The organism is Streptomyces sp. P3 (assembly GCF_003032475.1).
Taxonomy (GTDB): Bacteria; Actinomycetota; Actinomycetes; order Streptomycetales; family Streptomycetaceae; genus Streptomyces.
Genome location: NZ_CP028369.1, coordinates 9,053,234 through 9,074,465 on the forward strand (window position 1 = coordinate 9,053,234; position 21,232 = coordinate 9,074,465).

General features: G+C 68.7%; 16 protein-coding genes and 1 pseudogene. 11 read left to right on the forward strand and 6 right to left on the reverse strand.

What is annotated here, in order from left to right:
• Positions 1 to 2: 2 nt before the first annotated feature.
• From C6376_RS40330 to C6376_RS40355, 6 genes are all read left to right on the forward strand, one after another.
• Complete coding sequence (locus tag C6376_RS40330; RefSeq protein WP_301554732.1) at positions 3 to 668, forward strand: winged helix-turn-helix transcriptional regulator; 666 nt, start codon at positions 3 to 5, stop codon at positions 666 to 668.
• Between the two features lie 176 nt (positions 669 to 844).
• On the forward strand, positions 845 to 1,786 hold the full coding sequence (locus C6376_RS40335) for an alpha/beta hydrolase (RefSeq protein ID WP_107448123.1): 942 nt from the start codon (positions 845 to 847) through the stop codon (positions 1,784 to 1,786).
• Positions 1,787 to 2,094: 308 nt separating this feature from the next.
• Positions 2,095 to 3,285, forward strand: coding sequence for an NAD(P)/FAD-dependent oxidoreductase (locus C6376_RS40340; RefSeq protein ID WP_107448125.1), 1,191 nt, complete (start codon positions 2,095 to 2,097; stop codon positions 3,283 to 3,285).
• A 10-nt stretch (positions 3,286 to 3,295) separates the two neighbouring features.
• Positions 3,296 to 4,231, forward strand: coding sequence for a sigma-70 family RNA polymerase sigma factor (locus C6376_RS40345; protein ID WP_107448127.1), 936 nt, complete (start codon positions 3,296 to 3,298; stop codon positions 4,229 to 4,231).
• Positions 4,225 to 5,277 carry a transposase gene (locus tag C6376_RS40350; protein ID WP_254076270.1) on the forward strand — a complete coding sequence of 351 codons (1,053 nt, stop codon included), beginning with the start codon at positions 4,225 to 4,227 and terminating at the stop codon, positions 5,275 to 5,277. The genes C6376_RS40345 and C6376_RS40350 overlap by 7 nt, the downstream gene beginning before the upstream one ends.
• A gap of 203 nt (positions 5,278 to 5,480) precedes the next feature.
• Positions 5,481 to 6,497: a TolB family protein gene (locus tag C6376_RS40355; protein ID WP_367881077.1), complete on the forward strand. Its 1,017-nt coding sequence runs from the start codon at positions 5,481 to 5,483 to the stop codon at positions 6,495 to 6,497.
• Positions 6,498 to 6,814: 317 nt separating this feature from the next.
• Here C6376_RS40355 and C6376_RS40365 read toward each other — a convergent pair whose 3' ends face one another.
• The 4 genes from C6376_RS40365 to C6376_RS40380 all read right to left on the reverse strand — a co-directional run bounded on the left by C6376_RS40365 (position 6,815) and on the right by C6376_RS40380 (position 11,308).
• Entirely contained in the window at positions 6,815 to 8,020 is a 1,206-nt protein-coding gene (locus tag C6376_RS40365) for an ROK family protein (RefSeq protein ID WP_107448130.1), read from the reverse strand.
• A gap of 13 nt (positions 8,021 to 8,033) precedes the next feature.
• On the reverse strand, positions 8,034 to 9,233 hold the full coding sequence (locus tag C6376_RS40370; protein WP_254076271.1) for a sugar ABC transporter permease: 1,200 nt from the start codon (positions 9,231 to 9,233) through the stop codon (positions 8,034 to 8,036).
• Positions 9,234 to 9,319: 86 nt separating this feature from the next.
• Complete coding sequence (locus C6376_RS40375) at positions 9,320 to 10,096, reverse strand: ATP-binding cassette domain-containing protein (protein WP_107448134.1); 777 nt, start codon at positions 10,094 to 10,096, stop codon at positions 9,320 to 9,322.
• A gap of 108 nt (positions 10,097 to 10,204) precedes the next feature.
• Positions 10,205 to 11,308, reverse strand: a complete 1,104-nt coding sequence (locus C6376_RS40380; protein ID WP_107448136.1) for a sugar ABC transporter substrate-binding protein — start codon at positions 11,306 to 11,308, stop codon at positions 10,205 to 10,207.
• Between the two features lie 630 nt (positions 11,309 to 11,938).
• Between C6376_RS40380 and C6376_RS40385 the strand changes: the two genes are divergently transcribed.
• From C6376_RS40385 to C6376_RS40395, 3 genes and pseudogenes are all read left to right on the forward strand, one after another.
• Complete coding sequence (locus tag C6376_RS40385; RefSeq protein WP_159083425.1) at positions 11,939 to 13,798, forward strand: ricin-type beta-trefoil lectin domain protein; 1,860 nt, start codon at positions 11,939 to 11,941, stop codon at positions 13,796 to 13,798.
• 298 nt (positions 13,799 to 14,096) lie between these two features.
• A pseudogene (locus tag C6376_RS44620) lies at positions 14,097 to 14,189 on the forward strand (IS5/IS1182 family transposase); the annotation flags it as partial.
• Positions 14,190 to 14,830: 641 nt separating this feature from the next.
• Entirely contained in the window at positions 14,831 to 15,529 is a 699-nt protein-coding gene (locus C6376_RS40395) for a hypothetical protein (RefSeq protein WP_107448139.1), read from the forward strand.
• Positions 15,530 to 15,847: 318 nt separating this feature from the next.
• Here C6376_RS40395 and C6376_RS40405 read toward each other — a convergent pair whose 3' ends face one another.
• Positions 15,848 to 17,128: an ATP-binding protein gene (locus C6376_RS40405; protein WP_159083426.1), complete on the reverse strand. Its 1,281-nt coding sequence runs from the start codon at positions 17,126 to 17,128 to the stop codon at positions 15,848 to 15,850.
• Between the two features lie 428 nt (positions 17,129 to 17,556).
• Positions 17,557 to 18,792, reverse strand: a complete 1,236-nt coding sequence (locus C6376_RS40410) for a DUF418 domain-containing protein (RefSeq protein ID WP_107448143.1) — start codon at positions 18,790 to 18,792, stop codon at positions 17,557 to 17,559.
• A 209-nt stretch (positions 18,793 to 19,001) separates the two neighbouring features.
• Here C6376_RS40410 and C6376_RS40415 point away from each other — a divergent pair, with 209 nt between their 5' ends.
• Both C6376_RS40415 and C6376_RS40420 read left to right on the forward strand, forming a co-directional pair.
• On the forward strand, positions 19,002 to 19,679 hold the full coding sequence (locus C6376_RS40415; RefSeq protein WP_107448145.1) for a response regulator transcription factor: 678 nt from the start codon (positions 19,002 to 19,004) through the stop codon (positions 19,677 to 19,679).
• Positions 19,676 to 20,797 carry a sensor histidine kinase gene (locus C6376_RS40420; protein WP_254076272.1) on the forward strand — a complete coding sequence of 374 codons (1,122 nt, stop codon included), beginning with the start codon at positions 19,676 to 19,678 and terminating at the stop codon, positions 20,795 to 20,797. The genes C6376_RS40415 and C6376_RS40420 overlap by 4 nt, the downstream gene beginning before the upstream one ends.
• Positions 20,798 to 21,232 lie beyond the last annotated feature (435 nt).

Here is a 21,232-nt window from a genome sequence, read left to right on the forward strand (position 1 = left end):
GTATGAGTGGGTCGCGTTCGTACCGTCAACAATGCGGGCTCGCACGGGCCCTGGACGTTCTCGGTGAACGATGGACGATGCTCATCGTACGGGAATTGGCCATGGGTCCGCGGCGATACAAGGATCTGCTCGAATCGCTGTCCGGTATCGGGACGAACATGCTTGCCGCACGTCTGAAGACGCTCGAAGCGGCCCATGTGATCCGACCGGTCCTGCTGCCACCCCCGGCGTCGGCGCGGGCCTACGAACTCACCGACTATGGAGAGCAGCTTCAATCCATCCTGAGCCAGCTCGCGTTGTGGGGATACCGCCTGCCGCTACCGGTGGCCGACAACGCCGAAGCACGGGCCTCCTGGGCACTGATGGCCATGGCGGCGATGGCGAAGCCGGAAGACGTGGCCGCGCTCAACGCGACCATCGAGATTCGAGTCGATGACGAGGTGATGGCGGTCACGGCCGACGACACCGGCGCACGAGTCTCCTCGGGCGCGGAGATCGGCCCGGATCTCACCATCGACACCGATCTGCAGACCTTCGGCGCCCTGGCCGAGGGCCGGCTATCACCGTCGCAAAGCCTGAAGAACAAAGCGGTGGTAGTGCACGGCGACCGCAAGCTTTTCACCAAGTTTTTCAACGTGTTTCGGATCCGGCAGCAGTCTGCTGCCTAGCCGACCGCTGAGGATATCAGGGAAGCATGGGCGTCAACGAGCACCTGCGCGTTTCCTAGCGGCGGCCGGCAGGTCATCGGACAATGTGCGGTCGCATAACGCTCGGGAGAGTTGTCGCATTCAGCATGACTCACTGGCGTCGCCTCCCGGGTGACGACTTGGAGAGGAGCTACGGGATGACCTCAACCGCAGGAGCATCCTTCGAAACGATTGACTCCGGATTTCATTCGCACGGAACACGCTGTGCTGCGCGCATATATCGCCCTTCAGTGACTGAGCCCGTGCCGGTGATCGTGATGGCGCACGGTTTCGGCGGTGTGCGAACCGTGCGTTTGCCTGCGTATGCCGAGACGTTCGCCGCTGCGGGCTATGCGGTGGTTCTCTTCGACTATCGGTACTTCGGGGACAGTGACGGGCAACCGCGGCAGCTGCTGGACATCGACTCGCAGCTCGACGACTGGCGCTCGGCCGTCAAGTGGGCGCGCAACCTGCCTGGCATTGACGCGAGCAGGGTTGTCGGCTGGGGGACGTCTTTTGCCGGTGGCCACGTGCTGACGATCGGCGCCGAGGGTGATGAGTTCGCGGCAGTAATTGCTCAAGTTCCGCACACCAGCGGAGTGGCGGCGCTTCGAGCGGCCGGGCTGCGGGCATCGATGCGGCTGCTTCCCAAAGCCTTGCACGACTCGTGGCGGGCTCTGCGCCGCGGTGAGCCCATCTACGTGAACTCAGTCGGCGTTGCGGGGAGCGTCGCGGTGATGACTGCGCCAGGAGCCGATGACGGCGTCGAGCGCATGTACGCGGAGTCCGGCGTTCGACGCGACAGTCGCGTAGAGACCGTGGCTGCCAGGGTGGTCTTGCGAGTCGGACTGTATTCCCCAGGCCGGCGCGCAGCGCGGATTACGTGTCCGACTCTGATACAGGTCGCTACCGACGACAACATCGCTCCTGCACGGTCAGCCAAGAAGGCCGCTGCCCTTATCAGGTCATCGACGTTCCGCTCCTACCTCGGCGGTCACTTCAGTCCCTACGTCTCGCCGCTGTTCGAATCGGTGATCGCCGACCAACTAACCTTTCTTCGGAAGGTTGTTCCCACGCGCGTGCTGGGACCGGGCCGGTGAGCTGGGCGCAGGGGCTTTCCGCTGGTTCGCGGTCATGCCCGTTGCTGAGGCCGGAAGTCCCAGAAGGCCCAGGGCACTCCCGAGTGTGAGCCGGTGCCCGGGCATTGGCGCCCCAGCCCGCCCCGCCCATTTGCGACGCCGATCTGTGGTCGGCCATCGCTCCGTTTCGACTGCCCAACACAGGCCCACGCACCTGTCGGAGGCTCAGCGGCTCGTTTGGTTCGGTGACCGGCGTCACACCCAGCTCCTGTCAGTAATCGGGGCGCCATCTCGTTCAAGGGGCACGCGAACGAGACAGGAGCAACGCCATGAAGCACCGCATCGTGGTACTGGGCGCCGGATACGCCGGGGCCTTCGCCGCGGGAAATCTGGGCCGCCGACTCTCTCCGGCCGACACCGAGATCACCGTCGTCAACGCCGTGCCCGACTTCGTTGAGCGGATGCGGCTCCACCAGCTCGCAATCGGCCAGGACCTCACGTTCCGGAAGCTCACCGACGTATTCGCGGGTACCAGGGTGTGCCTGCGCCTGACGCGCGTCACCGGCGTCGACCCCGAGCGCCGGACCGTCGCCGTGACCGGCGAGGACGGCGAGGACGAGCTCATGTACGACACGCTTCTCTACGCGCTCGGCAGCTCCGTAGCCCACCATCACGTCGCGGGCGTGGCCGAGTACGCCTTCGACGTGACCGGCCTGTCCTCGGCGCTGCGGCTGCGCGAGCGCCTGGCCGGACTGGGCGAGGGCGGCGCCGTGCTGGTCGTCGGTGAGGGGCTGACCGGCATCGAGACCGCTACCGAGTTCGCCGAGTCCCGGCCCGACCTCTCGGTCGCGCTCGCCGCCCGCGGCGAGCTGGGCGCCTGGCTCTGTCCGAAGGCCCGCCGTCACCTGCACCAGGCCTTCGGCCGGCTCGGCATCACCGTCCACGAGCACACCGACATCGAAGCCGTCGAGCCGGTACGGGCGATCGCCGCCGACGGCACGTCCATCCCGGCCGACGTGACCGTGTGGGCTGCCGGGTTCGCCGTCGACCCCATCGCGGCCGGCAGCGGTCTGAAGGTCGCCGAGACCGGCCAGATCGTCGTCGACGGCAGCATGCGCTCGGTCTCACATCCGGACGTCTACGCCGCCGGTGACTGCGCCTACGCGATCGGTGAGAACGGCCGGCCGCTGCCGATGTCCTGCGCCTCGGCCGGCGTCACCAACATGCAGGCGACCGCCGCGATCATCGCGCGCCTCACAGGCAGCACGGTCCCGACTGCCGGGCTGAAGCACTACGGCAATCACATCAGCCTCGGGCGACGGGACGCGATCTTCCAGATGGTGGACGCAGACGTCCGGGCGAAGTCCTGGTACCTGGGCGGCCGGATGGCCGCGCGGCTCAAGTCGGGCGTACTCAAGGGGGCCGGGTGGGGCATCGCCCACCCGACCTTCGGCATGCCCAAGCGCAGGCACCGCCTGGCCGCCTCGTCTGACCGGGCTGGCGTGAGGGCCGCCGCATAGGCTGCTCCGCATGGACAGCGCAGCCCTCGATCGGTTCGAGGCCAGCCGGGGCCGGCTGGCCTCGCTCGCGTACCGTCTGCTCGGCTCGGCCGCCGACGCCGAGGACGCCGTGCAGGACGTGTTCCTGCGCTGGCAGGCCACGGACCGGGAACGCATCGAGGTGCCGGAAGCGTGGCTGACCAAGGTCGTCACCAATCTCTGCCTTGACCGGCTCCGCTCGGCGCAGGCGCGCCACGAGCGAGCGGCCGGTGTACGGCTGCCCGAGCCGCTCCTCGAGGGCGACCCGATGCTCGGTCCGGCCGATACTTTCGAGCAGCGCGAATCGGTGTCCTTGGCCGTACTGATCCTCATGGAGCGCCTCTCGCCGGTCGAGCGGGCTGCTTACGTCCTGCGCGAGGCCTTCTCGTACCCCCACGCCGAGATCGCCGGGATCCTCGACATCACCGAGTCCGCGAGCCAACAGCATGTCCACCGGGCCCGGCGCCGGGTCACCGCCGAGCGTCGCGGCGACGAGGTGGACCCTGCGTCCGCGCGCCGGATTGTCGAGGAGTTCCTCGCCGCCGCCACGTCGGGGCGCACCGAACGGCTGGTGGCGATGCTCACCGACGACGCGACTGCGGTCTCGGACGGCTACGGACTGGCCAGGCGGCTGCTGCGGTACAACACCCGCGAGCGCATCGCCGCCTACGTGCGGTCCGGCTTCAAGCCCACGCCAGCGAAGCGGCGGCTGGCCGGCGGTTCCCCCGCGTTCCACATCGCGCTGGTCAACGGCTCCCCGGCCGTCCTCGCCGTGGTCGACGACCGGGTCGTGGGTGCCGTGGCGTTCGAAGTCACCGACGACAAGGTCGCGTCCCTGCACGGCATCGCCGCCGGGGTGCGGCTCGCGCGCCTCAACGAGGCCTGGCGGCAGCTCGAACCCGACGCGCCGGTCATCACCGCATGGTGACCAGAGCCAGACGAAGCGCCCCGCAGGGCGACAAGATGCTGACCGAGGCCCGCACCGCCATGGGATGGCTGCGCGAAGGTGCTTCGGTGCCGCAGCAGCAGACCGTCCGCGGCTTCGGCAAGTCCCGCGCCAAAGCCTTGAAGGACATCAAGGCCGGGCTGCCGATGCGTCCGCGCGCCGGGATGCCCCGGATCAAACGCAAGCGCGACGCCCTGCCGTCGCTGAACTACACGCGGCGCGGCTTCCGGCTGAGGGACGGCTGTCTCCACCTCGCTGGGGACATCGCCCTGACCGTGGTGTGGTCCCGTGACCTGCCCGCCGACCCCACGTCGGTCCGGGTGTACCGCGACAGCCTCGGCCACTGGTACGCCTCGTTCGTCGTGGAGACCGCCGCCGAGCCGCTGCCCTCGACGGGCCGGGCGATCGGGATCGACTGGGGCGTCAGGGAGACCGCCACCACCACCTCGGACGCGCACGACCTTCCGCACGCCCGGCATGGCCGCACCGCCGCCGCGAAGCTGGCCCGCTACCAAAAGCAGACGGCGAGGCGGAAGCCCGCACGCGGCAAGGCCGCCTCGAAGGGCTACCGGGCGGCATCCCGCGCGGCGGCCAAGGTCCACAAGAAGGTCGCCCGTCAGCGCCAGGACACCGCCCGCAAGTGGGCGAAGGCGATCGTGCGCGACTTCGACCAGCTCGCCGTCGAGGACTTCAAGCCGAAGTTCCTCGCGAAGTCCACCATGGCCCGCAAGGCCGCCGACGCCGCGATCGGCGCGACCAGGACCGCGCTGACCGAGATGGCCCGCAAGCACGGCCGGATCGTGCACCTGGTGCACCCGGCCCACACCACGATGGACTGCTCCGAGTGCGGTGCGAGAACCAAGCACGCACTTCCCCTCTCTGAACGAACGTATGCGTGCACCGCGTGCGGAGCCGTGTCCCCCCGGGACGAGAACTCCGCACGTGTGATGCTCGTCCGGGCTGGTCTCAACCCGGACGGTGCTGATGGTGGAAGCCCCCCGGGAGCGCCGCTCCCGGAGGCAGCCTGAGCCAGGAATCCCCCGGCTTCAGCCGGGGGAGGATGTCAAGGTTGCATGCTTGTGAGCCTCCACTGGGGAACTGGAGGAGAGACCGTGTCCTGCATAGGGGGAAGATGATGAGGGGAAACGCGAACTGGAGCACCACCAGACGTGTGCGGGCCGCCCTGACCGCGGCGGTCGCGGTTTGCGGGGTCACGGCGGTGCCGCACGGAGTGGCCTCAGCCGAGTCCATGGGCATCGCGGGTGACGGCGGTGCCGGTGTCGAGAGGATCAGTGTCGCGGACGACGGAACCCAGGCCGACGGCAACTCCGTCGGCGCCTCGATCACGACCGACGGCCGCCGTATCGTCTTCGCGTCGTCGGCAACGAACCTGATACCCGGCGACACGACGGCAGGCGACAAGGTGTTCCTCCGCGACCAGCGGACGGGACAGACCAAGCGGATGGGGTACCAGAGCCCACTCCAGCCCCCGGTGATCAGCGGGGACGGGGAATATCTCGCCTATCCGCACATGTGGTTCAACAACAACCGGATCCGCCAGGTTCAGGTGAGGACGACATGGGAGATCTCCGCCAACTGCTGGTACAGCTGCAACCAGCCGTCGCTGAGCGCGGACGGCCGCTACATCGCCCTCGTCGAACGCCGCTACAAGCCACAGTCGTCCAGCCAGAGCATCGAGATTCTGGACTATGACGACTACAACACCAAGCGGGCCATCGCCAACTTCGACCACACCCTCCCGTCCTTGCCGTCCATCAGCGGCGACGCCCGCTATGTCGCCTACCAGGACGGCAAGGCGGAGGACGTCTTCGTGTGGGACCGGACCGACGGCACCACATCCGACCCGATCGAGGGCCCGTCCAAGGCGGCGACTCTCGTCCAGCTCAGCGAGGACGGCGGCAAGGTCGTCTACCTGTCGGGCTCCGACACCTACGTCCACGACGTGAGCTCGGGCACCGACCAACTGGTGCCGGACGTGCGAGGCGTGGCCATTGATCCGACCGGACGCTATCTGCTGTACGCCCCGCACGACACGAACGGACCGTCGCTCGCGCTGCGCGATCTGCAGACCGGCACCGACGAGATCGTCTCGAACCGGCCCGCCTCGGCCGGGATTGACGCGGTCAGCGCCGGCGGGCGCGACGTGGTCTTCCAGTCCACGGCCGACGACATCGTGCCCGGCGACACCAACGGCAAGTCGGACGTCTTCGTCCGCCGCTTCTACTGAGCCAGTCGTCTGACGCCTCGGTCCGAAATGCGACTCGGACACAAGCGCTCGCCTGGGCATTCGTAGGACGTGCGGGCGGCCTCGGGCTGATCATGCGCTCCGACCAAGGAGTACACGTGACCAGCCAGAGGCCGTGGAGATGAGTACCGACGCCGGATGCCTCATGGAAGCCAGGAAGAGACGGGCAGCCGACCCGTCCATGAGTGAGAGCGAGACGTGTCTTCTCGATGGCGCCATGGGCCTGATACGAACTGACGCCCGGCCGACCATAAATGACAAGCTGTCACATTCCCCGTGCAGCCGGGGAGCCATGCCGACTACGTGTCGGTTCGGGCCAGTGTCTCCACCGGGTTCGCGAGGATGGCGGAGAAGGCGAGTTCTGCGGCGCCGATGAGAACGGCATTGTCGCCGAGTTCGCCGACGCGGAGCCGCAGGTTCTGGCGGCAGGCTGCGAGAACATGACTGTTGACGCGGCTGCGGATCTGCGCGGCCGACGCGAGGAAGACCTCGCGGAGCGTTCCGCCGAAGATCACGGTGCGCGGGTTGAGGATGTTGACCAGGGTGGCGACGCCGATGCCGAGCCAGTCGCCCACGTCCTGCAGGGCGGCGCGGGCGGTGACGTCGCCCCGGTCGGCCGCTTCGACGACGGCGCGTACGGCTTCGCGGCCGGTTGTCGACGGGTCGCGCTGCGCGGCTTGGAGCAGGGCGCGCTCGCCGGCCTCGGCCTCGAGGCAGCCGTGCGCGCCGCATCCGCAGCGTCTGCCGCCCCTCGGGTTGACGACCATGTGTCCGACCTCCGCACCGTATCCGCTCTCACCGAGCAGGAGCTGGCCGCCGGTGATGACGCCGCCGCCGATGCCGATGTCTCCGTGCAGGTACACGAGGTCCTGACAGCCGGCCCCGGAACCGCGCAGGTGTTCGGCGAGGGCGCCGAGGCTGGCCTCGTTCCCGACCGAGACGGGAAGGCCGAGGCTCAGCCGACGGGAGAGATCCGCACCGAAGTCCTCGTCATGCCAGTCGATGTACGGGGCCGCACGGACCAGGCCGTCGGGCTGGCGCACCAGCCCGCGGACGGCGGCGCCGACACCGACGCAGACGGTTGCCTTCGGCGCCGTGTCCACCATGTGCCGGGCGAGACCGGCGAGGACCTCGGCCATCTCACCGGCACCGCGGCGGTCGGGATGCGTGCGGGTCTCCTTCCGGTCGAGGAAGACGCCGCCGAGGCCGATGCGTGCCGCAGTCAGCCGGTCCACACCCACGTCGAAGGCGAGGACGTACACCCGGTCGGACTCGGGCCGGACCACCAGGGAGGGCCGGCCCGCCTTTCCTGTGTCCCGGGGCAGTTCCTCACGGACCAGGTCGACCGAGGCCAACTCGCTGACGAGGCCGAGGATGGTGCTGCGGTTGAGGCCCATTCGGTCGGCCAGAACCGCCCGCGACACGGAGCCGCCGATGTGCACATGACGGAGCAGGGTGCCGAGGTTGTGCCGACGGATCTCCTCCTGTGAGGGACCGGCTCTCATGCTGGTGAAGACCTCATCGTTGTACGGCCCGGCGACGGGAGAGGGCGTCCACGCCTGCGGCCAGGAGCAGGACCGAACCCGTGACAGCGTACTTGACGCCTGAGCTGTAGCCCATCAGACCCATGCCGTTCTGGATGACCGCGACGACCATGCCGCCGAGCACCGCGTCCACCACTCTGCCCCGCCCGCCGAAGAGGCTGGTTCCGCCGATCACTGCTGCGCCGACCGCCAGCAGCAGCACGTTGCTGCCGCCGGTGTTGGGGTCGACCGAGTTGCCTCGGGACGCGGCGATGACGCCGCCGACCGCGGCCAGGGACGAGCAGATGACGAACGCTGAGACGCGGATGGCGGCCACGTTGATGCCGGCGCGGCGCGCCGCCTCGGCGTTGCCGCCTACCGCGTAGATGTGCAGGCCGAAGGGCGTGCGCTGGAGCAGGAACGTGCCGACGACGAGCAGGACGGCGATAACCGGCACCACGATCGGCACACCCTTGAGGGAGTCGACGATGACGTTGCGGCTGCGCTCCTGGTTGAGCGTGTGGACGGCGAGTGCGCCGAGCACCGCCAGGCCGCCGATCCGGACCGCGAGCAGGGCGGGCGGAGCGGTGGTGAGCCCGCGGCGGCCTCGGTTGTGGTTCTGCCGGATCTGGATGGCTGCGTAAGCCGCGACGCAGAACGCGAGGAGGACCCAACCGAAGGCGGGGGGCAGATTGTTGTTCGCGATCGCCAGGATGGTCCGGTCCTGGATGGAGATGTTGGTGCCCTCTTTGAGGAGGATCAGCACGACGCCCTGGAAGCCCAGGAACGCGGCCAGTGTGACCACGAAGGACGGAATGCCGATCTTCGCCACCAGGACGCCGATCAGCAGGCCGATGACCGTGCCCGTGAGGATCGCCGCGCCGGCGGCACCGTACCAGGGCCACCCGTGGTCGGTGAGCAGGATGGCCAGGACGGCGGCGCAGACGCCGCTGGCGTACCCGGCGGACAGGTCGATCTCACCAAGGAGGAGGACGAAGACCAGGCCCATCGCGATGGTGATGCTGCCGGCGCCCTGGGTGAGCAGATTGGCGAAGTTCAGTTCGGACAGGAAGACCGGGCGCAGGGCTGCGAAGAACACGCAGAGGACGATGAGACCGAGGACGGCGGGGAGTGCCCCCAGGTCGCCGCCGCGGACCCGCTCCTTGTAGGTGACGGCCACGGAGCGCAAGCTCACGGCACTTGCTTTTGTCTCCTTCGTTGACGCGTCGGCGCTGTTCGGCATCCGCGGACTCTCCGGCCTATCGGGGGCGACGGCGGCGTTCATGCGGCAGCTCCGTTGTTGTGTGCGAGGCCGAGGTCCCCGCTGCGTCCTGAGGTGATGAGTTCGACGACCTGGGAGTACGTCACGTCGGACGTCCTGACCTGGGCTGCCATCCGGCCCAGGTACAGGGTGGCGATCCGGTCGGACACCGCGAACACGTCGTTCATGTTGTGCGAGATCAGGACCACGGCGAGGCCGTTGTCGGCGAGCCGCCGGACCAGTTCGAGAACCTGCGCGGTCTGGGCGACACCGAGTGCTGCGGTCGGTTCGTCGAGAACGACGACCTTGCTGTTCCACAGCACGGCCTTGGCGATGGCCACGGTCTGCCGCTGGCCGCCGGAGAGGCTGGAGACCTGCTGGCGGATGGACTTGACCGTGCGAACCGACAGAGCCTTGAGGGTTTTTGCGGCCATCTCCTCCATCGTCGCGTCGTCCAGCACGAGGCCCCGACGTCTTTCGCGGCCGAGGAACATGTTCTGCACGATGTCGAGGTTGTCGCAGAGCGCCAGGTCCTGGTAGACGATCTCGACGCCCAGGGCCCCCGCGTCCCGCGGACTGTGCACCTGTACCCGTTCGTCCTCGAACCAGTACTCACCGGCGTCTATCGGATGAATCCCGCCGACACACTTGACCAGGGTGGACTTGCCCGCGCCGTTGTCGCCCACGAGGGCAGTCACCTCGCCCGGGTGGATGTCGAAGGACACGTCGTGCAGTACCTGCACGGGGCCGAAACTCTTGTCGATTCCGCGGAGTCGAAGGATCGGGGTCGCTGTCATGGAAGACGGCTCCTTACGTCGTGAAGTCGCGGGTCCGGGGCGGCGGGAGCGCCGGGTCCGCGGCCGGCCGGCCGAGCGCGGGATCCCGTCGAACCGGCCGGTCGGGGGCTACTTGATGCCGGCCTGGGCGCACAGGGCGGCGTAAGTGCCCGTGCACAGCTCGTCCTTGCTGACGAAGCCGTCGGCCACGACGTCCTTGACGTTGTCCTTGAAGACGGCCACCGGGGTCTCCAGCACGGAGGGCACGTCACGGTTGCCCTCGGGGTCGTGGACGGTGGCGTTCGTCTGCCCCTTCTGGCCCTTCGCGAGGGAGACGGCGAGCTCCGCGGTGGCGTCGGCCTCCTTCTTGACCGCCTTGTACACGGTCATGCACTGGTCGCCGGCGAGAATGTTCTGCAGGCCCTGCACGGTGGCGTCCTGACCGGTGACCGGGACCTGGCCATTGCGGTTCTGCTTGCGCAGTACCGCGATCGCCGCGTTACCGAGGCCGTCGTTGGCGGCGAGCACACCTGCGATCTTGGGCTGACTGGTGAGCATCTGCTCGAACATGGTTCCGGCCTGGGCGTTGTCCCAGTCCGGGACCGACTGGTCCGGCCCCTTGACGTACTCGCCGGACTTGTACTTCGGGTCGAGGACGCCGTTGTAGCCCTTGGCGAACAGGGCGGCGTTGTTGTCGGTCGGTGAGCCGTTGAGCGTGGCGATGACCGGCTTCGTGGCCTTCATGTCGCTCAGGCACTTGCTGAGTCCCTGGCCCTGCAGCTCGCCGACCGCGGAGTTGTCGAAGCTGACGTAATACTGGGCGGAGCCGCCCAGGGTGAGACGGTCGTAGTCGATCGTGGCGACGCCCTGCGCCTTGGCCTTGTCCAGTACGGCCTTGCCGGTGCCGCTGTCCAGGTTCACGATCACCAGGACGTTGACACCGTTGGTGATCATCTGGTCGGCGATGGTCTGGAACTGCTGCTTGTCCCCCTGCGCGTTCTGGATGTCGTAGTCGACACCCGCCGCCTTGAACGCCTCGGAGAGGTACTTGCGGTCCGCGGTCTCCCAGCGGGCCGACGACTTGCTGTCCGGAAGGATCACGCCGATCTTCGGCTTCTTGCCGCCGGAGTCAGAGCCGGAGCCGTCGGCGCTGGACGAGGAGGCGCCACCACAGGCGGTGAGCGAGCCGACCAGCGCCACCGAGGCAGCGGTGAGGAGGAGTCCCTTGCGCATGTGCAGGGTCCTTTCTTGGATACGGCCGGGCGACCGGACGCACGAGGGTGCTGAGGAGGGGGACCAGAGGTGCCGAGAGGTGTGGCCTCGGCAGGAAAGCCGGGCTTCGGATGATCCGCCCCGACTGAATGTTGTGAGCGGGAACTTACGATGATTCCGCGGCTGCGCACCAGGGGTGCGACGGGAGAATTTGTTAACGGCCATAACAATCATGTGACGGGCGGTGTGCTCCGACCCCCTCCCCGGTCGACCTCGGACGAGGCCTGAATGGCCGGATGTTGCCGCTCTGACGCAGGGGAGGGGTGGCGGTCGACCGGGTTGCGGAGCCGCCGCCGGACTTCCGCGGGCGGTATCCGTTCCGGCGACGAGAGGGAAGGTGAAGTCGGGCGCGCCGGAACGGTGCAGTTGGTTCAAGGGTGAGGGGGCGCCGTGACCGGTGCTGCTCGGCGCTGGAGGCCGTCGCGCCGGTCAGTGAGCGGCTTCGCCTCGATGGTCATCATCCGCATCGCGGGTCTTGACTTCGGCCACTTCGGGTCTCAATAGTGTGGGCCAATTAGTCAATGGCCCTGACAAATGACCGGCTCCTGGACGGGAGTCGCTAGGGCCAAGGCGGGAAGAAGGACTGCTTCCATGCTTCTCAGACACAGACTCCGCAGAGCAGGTGCGCAGGTCACGGCGCTGGCCGTGGCCGCCGTGGGCGGGATGGCAGTACTCGGGCCGGCTCAGGCCCATGCCGCGAGCACAGTGATCGGGGCGACCCTGACGACGTCCGACCTGAGCCAGGCGCTGACTCCGCAGCCGGGCATCGCCCTGGGGCCGGTGTCCTCGGGCAGTGTGAATCTGAAGGTGGACGACACTCAGTCGTTCCAGACCATCGACGGTTTCGGCGCCGCGTTCACGGACACCTCGGCCTACCTTCTGCAGAACAAGCTGAGCGCGGCCACCCGTGACCGGGTGATGCGCGACCTGTTCACCCGCGGCCCGGGCATCGGCCTGTCGCTGATGCGGACGCCGATGGGTTCCTCCGACTACACCGCCACCCCCGCGGGCAGCCCCGGCACCTACTCCTACGACGACAACGGCGGCGTCGCCGACCCGACTCTGGCGAACTTCTCCACCGCCCACGACGACGCCTATGTCATCCCGGTCATCAAGCAGGCCCAGGCGCTCAACCCGTCGATGAAGCTCTTCGCCAACAACTGGAGCCCGCCGGCCTGGATGAAGACCACCAACACCATGCTCGGCACGAACAACGGCACCCTGCGCTCGGACATGTACGGGCCGCTGGCGCAGTACTACGTCAAGTTCCTCCAGGAGTACCAGACCAAGGGCGTCAACGTCTGGGGCATCACTCCGCAGAACGAGCCGACGATCTCCCCCTCCACGTACTCCGCCATGCTGTGGGCCGCGGGTGACGAGGCGAAGTTCATCGCCGGCAACCTCGCCCCGGCGCTGCAGCAGGCCGGCCTGAGCGACACGAAGATCCTCGGCGGGGACGCCGACCACGTGGACACCAACTACGCCAACACCCTGATGGGCAACCAGGCGGCGCGCGACGCGATGTACGGCACCGCATGGCACTGCTACCGCGACGACCTCGGCAGGATGACCACCATCCACAACTCCTACCCCGACAAGCGGATCTACGAGAGCGAGTGCTCCACCGGACCGGGCATCGCCCCGATGAACGCCGCCCAGCTCGCCCTGGAGTCCACCTTCAACTGGGCCAACGGCGCCCTGCTGTGGAACCTGGCCCTCGACACCGACGGCGGCCCGAAGATGGGCGTCGGCTGCGACAACTGCACCGGCCTGGTCACCATCGACCAGGCCACAGGCAAGGCCACTTACACCGACAACTACTACCAGCTGGGCCAGTTCTCCAAGTTCGTGGTGCCCGGCGCGACCCGGATCGGGTACAGCGACGGCGGCGGGATCTGGGCACAGGCCTACAAGAACCCCGACGGCGGTGAGGTCCTGGCCGCCTACAACAACAACTCCTCCGCCACCACGTTCACCACCACCTGGAACAACGCCGGCTCCTTCACCTACACCCTCCCCTCGCACGCCACGGTCACCTTCACCCGGAGCGCGCAGACCGCCGCCGGCCAGATCGTCGGCCAGGGCTCGAACCGCTGCCTCGACGACACCGGCAACCCGGCCAACGGCGTTCAGCAGTACATCTGGGACTGCGTCTCCGGCAACACCAACCAGCAGTACCTGTACTCCGGAAGCCGTGAGCTGCAGGTCGCGGGCAAGTGCCTCGGCGCGTACGGCAACGGCACCACCAACGGCACGAAGGTCGTCACCTGGGACTGCAACGGCGGCGCCAGCCAGAAGTGGACCTTCCACGCGGACGGCAGCGTCACCAACGACCTGTCCGGCCTCTGCCTCGACGTGACCGGCACGGGCACGGCGAACGGCTCGAAGATCCAGCTGTGGAGCTGCACCGGCAACCCCAACCAGAAGTGGTCCATGGCCTCGGCCGGCTGACGAGGACGCGCGGGCGGGCGGGTCCCTCCCCGCCCGCCCGCGCCCTCCCTCTGGTGCCGAGCACACAACTGCTGCGGCGGCTTCGGTGGCCTCGAACTTCTGCAGCCCACACCGGCTCTTTGCCGGTCCCACAGCGCCGCGCCTGCACCAGGTCGCTGTGGGTGGGCGCGTTGGTGGCATGGGGTGGTGTCGGCGGGGTGGGGTGCTGAGCGCCTGGTCCCGGGGCTAGAGAGCGTGCCTCTTTGGTGGGTTCATCGGTTGATCGGAAGTCTCTGTCCGATTAGTGATCACTGATGCGATGTGGGACCGGATCGAGCCGCTGATGCCGGCCGATCCGGTCCGCGTGCGGCGGTGGGCCGACCACCGCCGCACGCTCGAGGCCATCGCGTGGATGCCCACAGCTAAGGTCACGTTGCTCCCCTTGACTCGCCAAGATCCCTGACTCTGGTGAGTGGAGGCCAGACATGGTCCGGATGAGTCGAGAGGTTCCCTGCCTGACTGGTTCGAGAGCCCCGACGATCTGTACGCCGAAAACGTTGATACCCAAGGGGAAGACAAGGACGGGGACGACGATCCGCAGTGGACCCCGATGCGGTGAGTCGTGGCCCCCCGCAGTGGACGGCTCAGGCCGAGGCCGCATTGCAGCCTGGGTGAGCTTGCCGGTTCCGGCCTCGCCCGGTCAGGCCGCGGTCCCGAACCCCTCGGCGCGCAGGACCTGGCCGCGGAGCCGGGTGAAGTCGACGTCGAGTCCCGTCGAACAGGAGAAGACCGCGAAATTCAATGCTCTGCTCATGAACGCGGTGATCTTCCACAACGCCGGGGTCCGGTGACCTCGAGTCGCCACCCTGGTCACGGCATGCCACGTGCTGGCGGACGCACTGTGTCCTTTCATCCCGGACGCCGCCTCGCGCATCACCGAGCAGCTGACACCGATCGACGGGATCCTGCTCGCCGGCCGGCCGCACTTCCCGCGAGAGATGTCGCCGTCGCGCCGTCCGGTAGCTTGATCTGCTCATGACTTGGGAGGGGATCATGCGAACAACTTCAGCTGCCGTACGAGTTGTCCTGGCGTCGGTTGCGGCGGGCGCCGCATTGACCGGCTGTGCGGACGACTCCGCCGCAAAGGAGCCGTCCGCACAGCAGATGCTGCGGAACGCGGACAAGGCGATGTCGGCGCTGAAGTCGGTGACCATCAACTCGGACACAACCAGTGCATCCACCGGTGATGGCCACACCTCCCGTCTGACGACCAATTTCAAGGACAGGTGCACCTTCAGGACGACCTCCAAGAGCGGGGCAGTCCTCGAGCAGATCCGCGTCGGCGCCACGGACTACATCCGACCGAACCGGGCCTACCTCAAGGAATCGGGCCGCAACATGACCAGCACCGGGGAACAGAACCGCTGGATCAAGACCTCGTCCAGCACTTCCACCCCGGGAGACGGCCTCGCCGACTGCACCTGGACGTTCAGCTCCTTCGGGACTGTCGGGGCGAAGGGCGAGAGGGCCAAGGTGAACGGCACACCGGCCACACCGGTGACGGTCACCGACAAGGCGGACAAGGGCGGAACGTACACCGTCTACATCGCCGCCGAGGGCAAGCCGTACATCCTCCAGGTCGCCTACAAGGGCCCCAAGTACCGGACCACGACGTCATTCAGCGACTTCGACGAGCCACTGACCGTGCGGCCCCCGGCCGAGGCCGACGTCCTGGACCTGACCAAGCGCTAGGATGAGCGCGGTGGACACGCTTTCGCTGACGGTCTGGAACGCGGCCTCGGCGCAGTCGCCGCCGCCGGACTCTCCACGCCATGGAATTCCGCCGTCGTCGAAGGCCGCGTCAGCCGCATCAAGATGCTCAGGCGTCAGATGTTGGGCCGCGCCGGATTCGAACTCCTGCGAAAACGAGTCCTGTTGGTCTGACGGGGTGTGACGGCTCCGCACGAGCCGAGCCAGATCCTGGTCGTCATGCTCGTGGTCCCGTACTGGGCCAGCCCCAGCGCGAAGGTCCGCGATGTCAGGTGGATCCGAGCAGCGGGACGCCTGGTGTCACCCCGACCGTGATGCTCCATCCGATGATCTTGATGAGGACTCCTGGTCCGGGGTGGGGTCGCTGGGCAGGGTGAGCACGGCGGTGGTGCCGCCGCCGGGTGTTTCTTCGAGGCGGAGGCTGCCGGCGTGGGCGGCGGCGATCCGCTGGCAGGTGGCCAGTCCGATGCCGGAGCCCTCGACGTTGTGGTCCAGCCGGGTGAACATCTCCATCACGTGCTGCCGTTCCTCGGGCCGGATGCCGCGGCCGTTGTCGATGACAGAGATGTCCGAGCCGTGCCGGTTCACTTCGGCGGTGATGGCGATCCGGCAACGTCGCTCTCGATTGCGGAACTTGAGGGCGTTGCTGACGAGGTTTTGCAGGAGCACGCGCAGCTGGGTCAGGTCGGCGACCACGAGGGGCAGGCTGTCGATGGTGACGCGCGCGCCGCTGGTGCGGATGAGGCCGGCCAGGTCCTCGACGACGGCGTGCGCGAGGGCGTTCAGGTCGACGGTTTCGAGGTGGAGTTGTCCGCCCGCGCTGGCCAGGGCGAGCACGTCCTCGATCATGGTGCGCATGCGGTTGGCGGACCTGACGACCCGTTGGGCGCAGAACGAGGCGTCGGGGTCGTTGGCGATCGCCGGAATGTCGATGAGGTTGTGGGCGTGTCCGAGGATGCCGGTCAGCGGGTTCTTCAGGTCGTGGCTGACCTGTCCGGCGAACTGCTGCAGGGCGCTGTTGGAGCGTTCGAGCTCGACGCGTGCTTCGTCGGCGGCTCGCAGTGCCTGATGAAGCAGCCGCTGGTGACGGTGCAGGTCGAGGACGTCGACGACCATGCGGGCCAGCTTGTCCAGGGCGTCGCGCTGTGGGGCGGTCAGCAGGCGGACTTGGGTGTCGAAGACGCAGAGGGTGCCGAGGACTGGTCCTTCGGGGGTCCGAAGCTGGGATGCGGCGTAGAAGCGGATGTCGCCCAGGAGCCCGCTGACGTAGGGGTTGTCCGCGAAGCGTGGGTCCACACGGGCGTCCGGGACGATCACTGGGGCCGGCTCGACGAGGGTGACCGCGCACATGGAATCGCTGCGGGCGCACTGCGTCGGTTCGAAGCCGATGGCGGCGACCAGGTTGGCGTGCTCGGCGGAGATGATGTTGATCACCGCGTGGGGGACCTCGCAGGTGTAGACGGCGAGTTCCACGATCGACGCCAGGTCCGGCGGGGCCGGTGCCGTCAGGATGCCGTACCGCTCAAGGACACGGAGGCGCTCGGGCTCATCAGCGGTCACCGGGAATGATGCTGTGGCCACGGTGGTCGTTCCTTCCTGGCTGGCGGGTACCGAAAGAGCGTTCCCTGCGCGACGCCCGCGGTGACGGCGCCACCATGAGGATCACCCGACGGGGCGACTGGAATCCCAGCCCTGGCATGGATGACGATCGCCGTGCCGGGCCCCTGCCGAGGGGTGACCGCGTCCAGCTCCTCGACATCGCGGACGGTTCTGCGCCGATCGCACAGCAGGACCAGTCCAGCTCGCCGCGTGCACCCAGTTCGTCCAGGACCTTTCGGACCGCCTCGCACAGGCCCGCGGCCACGAACAGGTCTCCGTGCCAAAGGGGAGTTCGCCGGGCCGCGGCGTCGATGTCCCGGTGCGTGGCGGCGCACAGGTGCCGGCCTGAGGCGGCGAGACTGGGACCTCCGTCAGCCACCCCGGTCCTCAGAGGCCGCCCGGCGGACCGCTCACCGCACCAGCTCGGCTGGCTTGGCCGTCTTGCCGAGCAGCCACTCCAGAGGCCCGCGGCGGAACCGGCGGGACCACAGCGTCGCGAACACGGCGACGGCGACGATGAAGCCGAGCAGTACGTGCAGCGGAGAGCCGGGGAGTTCCTCGATGCCGAGGTAGCGGATGCCGACGATGTGGAAGACGTATGCCGTCAGGGACATCGAGCCGACCGCGATGACGGGGCGGGCGAGGCGGTGGAAGCGCGGGAAAGTGTCGACGGCGACCAGGCAGGCGGCGAGGACCGCGATCGCCACACCGGTGTTGGCGACGATGGAGAGGGTCGTCTCGCTGTGCGGGGAGGCCACCAGGAGGGCGGCCGGGGTGTCGCCGCCCGGGTACCCCCAGGTGTCGGACCACCAGGCGGACGCGGCCGAGCCCCCCTCGCCCCAGCCGGAGGAGCCGATCGCCTTGAGTGCACCGGGGACCAGGTGCAGGGCCAGCCAGGAGCCGCCGTAGCCGAGCACGGCGAGACAGACGCCAGTGATCGCCAGACGCCTGCGGACGACGGTGGAGACCAGGTCGAGGCGGGCCACCGCCATACCGGCGATGACGAAGGGGATCCAGGTCAGGGCCGGATAGTTGCCGGTGAAGAGCAGCGAGACGAGGCCGTCGCCGTTCGCGGGCCAGGCCCAGATGCCGCCCGGCCCTCCGTCCGCGGAGTTCAGGGCGCCCTGAACGACGTACAGCATCTGTGGCAGGACCAGCGCGCCGGCCGCGGCGATGGCTGCCAGCGGTACGGCGCTCAGCCGGTACAGGGGCAGGACCAGCAGGAAGTACAGGCCGTAGAAGGCGAGGATCACCTCGACCGGGGTGCCGGTCATGGTCAGTGCGGTGCCCAGCGCCAGCAGCACCAGCGCGCGGATCACCACCTTGGCGACGGCCTGCCGGCCCGCCCGGCCCGTCTTCGGCATACGGCGGCCGGTGATCAGCATGATCGAGAAGCCGGCCAGGAAGGCGAAGAGCGCGGAGGCACGGCCGTGCGCGAGCTCCATGAGGTGGCCGCTGACGCCGCCCTCGGATGGATCGGGGCCGACGTGGGCGGCGTACATGCCGAAGACCGCCAGCCCTCGGGCGAGGTCCACACCGATCAGGCGGCCGACCGGGACTCGTCCGCTCCCTGAGCTCTCGGGCTGTTCGCCGGCAAGGGCGGTGGTCGGCGTCGCGAGCGCCGTGTCGTCTGCGTTCGGGGTCATCTCTCCAGGCTGGAGAGCAGCCGGGATCCGGAGTATCCGGCGATGGTCCGGCCCGCCCCCGCCGTCCGGCTGGAACCCTCCCCCCAGGTGGCGGGAGCGCCGAGCCGAGCGGTCACAAGAGGCGTTTGCCGTTCTACGGTCTCCACAGTGACGATCGACATCGACGTGCGCCGCGGGCGTGCGCACCAGGGCAGCGAGGCGGAGCACACGTGATCCGGGTAGTGGTGGTGGACGACGAGGCCCTGGTGCGGTCCGGCTTCAAGCTCATCCTCAGTGTGGCCGACGACATCGAGGTCGTCGCGACCGCGGCGGGTGCGGAGGCGGTCGACGCCGTACGGCGGGAGCGTCCGGACCTCGTCCTGCTGGACATCCGGATGCCGGACGTCGACGGACTGACCGTGCTGCGGCAGTTGCGCGCGCTGCCGCAGCCGCCGGTGGTCGCGATGCTGACAACGTTCGACGCCGACGAGTACATCCTGACCGCGCTGCGCTCCGGTGCCGCCGGGTTCCTGCTCAAGGACACCGAGCCCGATCAACTCGCCCAGCTGGTACGGACATTGGCGGCGGGCGGGGTCGTGATGTCGCCGAAGGCGTCCCGTGCCGTGTGGCAGAGCCATCCGGGGGCGGCCACGGTCGACGACGAGGAGGCCGCCCGCGTCGGACGGCTCACCGAGCGTGAGCGTGCGGTGCTCGTGCTGATCGCGGAGGGGCTGTCCAACGCCGACATCGGCGGCCGTCTCCACCTCAGCGCGGGCACCGTCAAGGACCACGTCAGCGCGATCCTCACCAAACTGCGCGTCACCAGCCGGGTGCAGGCCGCCCTGCTCGCCCAGCGGGCCGGGCTGCTCGACGAAGGCCGGCAGCGGCGGACGGAGCCAGGGCGGTGACCGCGCCGCCAGCGTGGTGGGCGCGCATCCCGGATCCGGTCGTCGACGCAGCGGTCGTCGCGATCGCGGCCGCGGACGTCCGGCTCAACCTTTGGGACGACTCCCCCTTCGCTGTGGCGGTGGCCGCAGCGGGCTGTGCCGCGCTGGCATTGCGCCGGCGCTTCCCGCTCGCCGTGTTCGTCTGCACCCTCCCGGCGACCCTGATGCAGGACATGGTGTTCGCGCCGTTCGCGGCCCTGTTCACGCTGGCCGAACGCTCCCGCAACCGCCGGCTGCTCACCGTGGGCGCGCTGCTGTTCGCCCTCGCCTCCGCAGCGCCCTGGCCACTGGACGACCTCTCCTCACGCGACCGCACCTGGACCCTGGTCAACTTCTTCTACATGCTCGCCGCCGCCGCCCCCGTCCTGCTGGGTCAACTCCTGCAGGCACGCCGGGACCTGGGTCGTCGTCTCGTGGAGATCGAGGAGGCCCGCGAACACGAACGGCTGCTGCACTCCCAGGCCGTCCTGGCCCGCGAACGCGCCCAGCTCGCCCGCGAGATGCACGACGTCGTCTCCCACCAGGTCAGCCTGATCGCTGTCCAGGCCGGCGCCCTCCAAGTCGCCGCCAGGGAGCCGGACTTCAAGGAGGGAGTCCGTACCATCCGCTCCCTCAGCGTCGACACCCTCGACGAACTGCGCCACATGGTCACGCTGCTGCGTGCCGCTGGCGGCCGCGCCACCGAACTCACCCCGCAGCCCACCCTCGCCGATCTCCACCGGCTCGTCACCACCAGCGGCATCGACGCCGACCTGACCGGCGAACTCCCCCCGGACATCAGCACCCGCGCCCAGCGCGCCGTCTACCGCACCGTGCAGGAAGCCCTCACCAACGTCCGCAAACACGCCCCCGGTGCCCCCGCCACCGTCCGCCTCTGGTGCGCCGACGACGGCACCGCCTTCGGCGTCACCGTCACCAACACCCGCCCCACCCGCCCCTCCCTCCCTCTGCCCGGCTCCCACCAGGGCCTCATCGGCCTCGCCGAACGCGCCGAACTCCTCGACGGCACCCTCGAATCGGGCCCCACCGCCCACGGCGGCTACGAGGTGCGCCTCAGCATCCCGAACCACCCGGACTGACAGCCGGGGCCGGACGTCGCCCCGGAACAGCCCGCGTCCGCTCTCGTCGGTGGAGCAGCCCGAGCAGTCGGCTGCCGGGCTTCGGTATGACGGGCCTTTCGGAGACCCCGCAGGGCTTCGACGTCGAGAGTGTGTATGTCCGGACGCCGGCGTAGACGGCGAACAGGTCGCTGAGGGCGACGGCCGCGAGCAGCGCCGACAGACCGGCCAGGAGGCCGCGCGGCGACCGCGGTACCGGTTGGGCAGCGCGGACCGCGGACGGAGATCGCTGGATGCTCGTGGGACCAGTCCCTCGATCCCGTCGGTGACCTGGACGAAGACGCCGAACGGGACCAGCTTGGCGACCTGTCCGTGCAGTTTCTGCCCCACCGCTGTGCGGTCGGCGAATGCTTGGAACGGGTCCGGCTGCGTTGCCCGCAAGGACAGTCTGGCCTC

What these genes read in the sequence shown, in the direction of transcription:
- C6376_RS40330 (WP_301554732.1), top strand. Translation starts at nt 3, where the DNA reads ATGAGTGGGTCGCGTTCGTACCGTCAACAATGCGGGCTCGCACGGGCC.
- C6376_RS40335 (WP_107448123.1), top strand. Translation starts at nt 845, where the DNA reads ATGACCTCAACCGCAGGAGCATCCTTCGAAACGATTGACTCCGGATTT.
- C6376_RS40340 (WP_107448125.1), top strand. Translation starts at nt 2,095, where the DNA reads ATGAAGCACCGCATCGTGGTACTGGGCGCCGGATACGCCGGGGCCTTC.
- C6376_RS40345 (WP_107448127.1), top strand. Translation starts at nt 3,296, where the DNA reads ATGGACAGCGCAGCCCTCGATCGGTTCGAGGCCAGCCGGGGCCGGCTG.
- C6376_RS40350 (WP_254076270.1), top strand. Translation starts at nt 4,225, where the DNA reads ATGGTGACCAGAGCCAGACGAAGCGCCCCGCAGGGCGACAAGATGCTG.
- C6376_RS40365 (WP_107448130.1), bottom strand. Translation starts at nt 8,020, where the DNA reads ATGAGAGCCGGTCCCTCACAGGAGGAGATCCGTCGGCACAACCTCGGC.
- C6376_RS40375 (WP_107448134.1), bottom strand. Translation starts at nt 10,096, where the DNA reads ATGACAGCGACCCCGATCCTTCGACTCCGCGGAATCGACAAGAGTTTC.
- C6376_RS40380 (WP_107448136.1), bottom strand. Translation starts at nt 11,308, where the DNA reads ATGCGCAAGGGACTCCTCCTCACCGCTGCCTCGGTGGCGCTGGTCGGC.
- C6376_RS40385 (WP_159083425.1), top strand. Translation starts at nt 11,939, where the DNA reads ATGCTTCTCAGACACAGACTCCGCAGAGCAGGTGCGCAGGTCACGGCG.
- C6376_RS40395 (WP_107448139.1), top strand. Translation starts at nt 14,831, where the DNA reads ATGCGAACAACTTCAGCTGCCGTACGAGTTGTCCTGGCGTCGGTTGCG.
- C6376_RS40410 (WP_107448143.1), bottom strand. Translation starts at nt 18,792, where the DNA reads ATGACCCCGAACGCAGACGACACGGCGCTCGCGACGCCGACCACCGCC.